The 3,059-nt window shown below is 68.3% G+C and carries 1 protein-coding gene; it reads right to left on the reverse strand.

Going from position 1 to position 3,059, the window contains the following annotated elements; genetic code table 11:
* The coding region (locus tag AC04L7_RS15430) for an alpha-2-macroglobulin family protein (protein ID WP_475513344.1) at positions 1-3,059 on the reverse strand (3,059 nt) is incomplete at both ends.

Raw genomic sequence — 3,059 nt, forward strand, 5'->3', positions numbered from 1 at the left:
CGGTGTACGTGCCCGGCGTCACCGCGCGGACCAGGTAGAAGAGCTTGGCGGTATCGCGGCGCTCCAGCTTCAGCGCCGCCACGTAGCGGTCATCCCGGAACTCCTCGTGCTTGACGTCGGCGGCGCTGCCGCGATCGCTGATCGCGATGCCGTCCACGACCACCTCGGCCCATTGCTTGGCGTCGCCCAGGTTGAAGTTTTCGATCTCCWGGCCTGCCGGCAACAGGTCGGTGAACAGTGCATCCGGCATGGCGACGTTGGCGGTGATGCCGACGCGCACGATCAGCGCTTCGCCTTCCTTCAGTGACCCGCCCTTCCACTCCTGCCCGTCCGTCGTGTAATAACGGCGCTCGATGCCGATCTGGCGATCATCGGGTGCCGGCGCATTGCGCGGAATGCCTGCCACGTCCAGCGAGGCGTACAGCGGCGGCGAGCCTTCCGGGGCGAAACGCACGCCACGTGCCAGCGTCGCGTAGTCGACGCTGCGGCCGAACAGCCGTACAGGCGCGATCGCCTCGGCGTCCCCGCCGATGCTCCACTGGCCGGAGACCAGCTTCTTCTGGTCCACCATCAGCGCCTTGCCCAACCTTGCCAGCGCCACCTGCTCTTGCGTGCTCAGCCACATCCAGCCACTGTTGCGGCGCGCATCCAGTTCACGGCCCAGCGAGATCGCCCGGCGGTCGTACTCCGGCTTGGCGAGCTTGCGCTCATGCACCAGCGCGATCATCAACGCATCGTCGCGCAGCTTCGTGCCGTAGTCGCCCAAGTACTCCGGCCGGTCGCCGGTCTTGGCGAAGCCTTCGGCGATCGCCTTCGCGCCACGCGCCTTGTCGCCCTGCAACGTCAACGCGATGCCCAGGTGCACCAGCGGCAGGCCGGTGAGCGTCTTGCCGCGCTCGTTGTCGTACAGCGCGCGCAGCGTGCCCAGCGGTGCGCGGTTGACGCGTGCGAGCACATAGCCGGCATAGGCCTGGTTGGCGAACTTGAGATGGTCGCGCCGGTCGTAACCGTAGAACTGCGCGCCACCGGCCAGCAGGTCTTCGCTGAGGCGGGTGAGCGCCTTCTGCAGCACGGTGTCCGGCACGGCGAATCCACCCTCGCGCGCGTCCAGCAGGAACTCGGCGATGTACGGCGTCAGGCCCGGATTGACATAGTCGTCGTCGCCCCACATGGAGAAATGGCCGTTCGCCACCTGCATCGATGCCAGCCGACCGAACGCGCCCTCCATGCGCTCGCGGCGCTTCTTCGCCTCCAGTCCACCGATGCCCAGCAGCTTGGCGGTGGCGTCGTCCAGTTCCAGCGCCGCATAGCCCTTGCTGGTGGTCTGCTCCGCGCAACCGTACGGATACTCCAACGCGCCCTTCAACGCACTGGCGAACGGAATCGGTGGCAGCGCGGAGACGGTCATGCGCGCGGTCACCGAGCCGGGCATCAGCCCGTCGGCGAAGCCCGCGCCCATGTCCACCGGCACCAGGCTGTCCAGCACCTGCGTGCGCGAACGCAGCACCGCCGGCCAGCCCGCCCGCACCGGCACGTCGTAGCGGCGGTCGACCTTGAAGCCGTTGCCTTCGACGCGCACGCGTACCTGCGCGGTGGTATAGCCCTCGCCCGCCGTGATCGGGAACGTCAGCGTGCGTTTGGCGTCGACGGACAGATCCGCGCTCTTGCTGCCTTCACCAATGTTGAGCGGACCTTCGCCGTTCACCAGCACCTTGAACGCGCCGGCCTTGCCGGTGAAGTTCTGCACGTCCAGCGTCACCGTGCTCCTGTCGCCAGGCGCCAGCACCCGCGGCAGGCTGGCTTCGGCGACGATGGGCGCGCGCACGACCGTCTCGCGGTCGCGGTTGCCGTAGCGCGTGTCCGAATAGACCAGCGCCGACACGCGCAGTGTGCCGTTGAAATCGGGCACCTTCAGCGCCACGCGTGCATTGCCCTTGCCGTCCAGCTTCACCGGCCCGGAGAACAGGTCCACTGTCTGCACGCGCGCGGTCGGCCGCTTGGCCTGGGGCAACGCCGACAGCGCCATGTCGCCGCCGAAGCGCATCTTCGCGCTGCCGCCTTCGAAGCTCTCGATCACGCGTCCGTAGATGTCGTACGCATCCACCCCCAGCCGGCGCTGCGCGAAGAACTGCGCGTTGGCGTCCGGCACGGGGAAGCGGGTGATGTTGAGGATGCCCACGTCCACCGCAGAGACGGTGACATGGGCGGTCTGGCCTGCGAGTTCCGGCACGCTGACGGTGACCGGCAGGTTCTGCTCGGGACGCATCTGCTTGGGCACGGACAGGCCCACCGCCACGCGGCGGTCGCGGCGATCCATCGGCACATGCGCCACGCCGACCGCACGCGCCGGCGTGATCTTGCTGGGCGCCGAGCCGCCACGGAACACCAGCGCGGTGACGTAGACATCGTGGCGTTCCCATTCCTTGGTCACGGGAATCGAGAACGTGCTGCCCGGCTTGGCGTCGATCGCCTGCACGTACAGCATGCGGTCGCTCTCAACCATCAGCAGGCCCTTGCCGGCGTGCGGCGGCGTGACGGTGACCTTCAAGGTGTCGCCGGCCTTGTAGCCGGTCTTGTCCAGCGCCAGCTTGACCTTGTCGGGGCGCGCATCGAGGCCGCGGTTCTGGTCGTCCCAGCTCCAGCCGGCACGGAACGGGTAACGCGTGGTCAGGCCGGTCGCCGGGTCGAACACATCCAGCCGGTACTCGCCCCACTCCACCGGGAAATCGATCTTCGACGCTCCCGTGCCAACGTCCAGCGCGCGCGTGTCCTTGTTCTCGAAGCGACGGGTGAAGTCGTAGTCCCAGCCGCMGTCTTCGTCGTAGTTCCAGTGGTAGTCGCGCAGCTCGCGCACCAGCGTCGCCTTCAGGCCCCTGCCGGGTCGCGGCTTGCCGGCCGGATCCACGCGCACCAGTTCGAAGCCCGCGTTGCCGTTCGCGTCCGCGCCGTCCTTGTCGTCGAACAGCGGGCGGATGCCGACCAGTGCGTCGGCGGGCCACAACACGCGCTTGAGCGTGCGGTTCACCGTGCGTCCGCCGGTCTCGTACACGCTGCCGGAC

The sequence above is a fragment of the Pseudoxanthomonas sp. LjRoot204_2 genome, assembly GCF_056175765.1.